At 58.4% G+C, this 741-nt stretch carries 1 protein-coding gene; it reads left to right on the forward strand.

Annotated elements, in window-relative coordinates:
- Window positions 1-65: 65 nt before the first annotated feature.
- The coding region (locus N866_RS21140; protein ID WP_155855496.1) for a hypothetical protein at window positions 66-741 on the forward strand (676 nt) is incomplete at its 3' end.

The following is a 741-nucleotide window of genomic DNA, read 5'->3' on the forward strand; positions in this document are numbered from 1 at the left end:
GCCACTAAGTCTGACGCGCGACACAGGCGACGCCATGCCATCCAACGCCAGATTGAGGAGTCAGCATGAATATAGTCCGAGGCGCACTCTTTTGCTCGGCCACGGCAGCACTGCTCGTCGCAGGCCCGGCTGCCGTCGCCATAGAACCTGCCCAAGACAGCGACGCTATCGAGACCCAGGTTATCGAAGCCTGCAAGCAAGCCGCAGCCGAAGTCGGGGCAGCTTCCTGGAGTTGCGCTAACGGGCAACTTGCTTACACCCTTCCGGGCGACGACTCGCTCAGCGAGCCACGCTTGGCGGACGTTCCGGGGATGCGTTCCATCAACCCGTATCGCGACAGCAAGAAGCTCGCAGAACCCGGCTTCGAGACGATGTCGATCTCGTCTACAGACTATGACGGATACTGGTGTGAAAACACCACTTCGACCTGCACTCGATACCCGAACTCATACATTGCAATCACCAAGGGCAACGTATGGTACGGCGAAGGCTCCAATTATGTCGGCCAATTCGACGTAGTCCTCAAGGTTAGCCTTAACGGACGTCAGCCGATCTTCTACGGAACTTGGGACCACGACTCCGGGCCGGCGGTCAACTTCTCCAGTCAGCGCATCAACTGCGTTAAGGATCAGACCTTCGACGGCAACTGCGGACAGCACACTGTGAGCGGCGACGGCGCTTTCTGGCTGAACGTCGGTGGCGTCTACAATACGGGAGCAATCTACAACAGTCGCCTTGACC

Origin of the sequence: Actinotalea ferrariae CF5-4, from assembly GCF_000603945.1 — a bacterium.
Lineage (GTDB): Bacteria > Actinomycetota > Actinomycetes > Actinomycetales > Cellulomonadaceae > Actinotalea > Actinotalea ferrariae.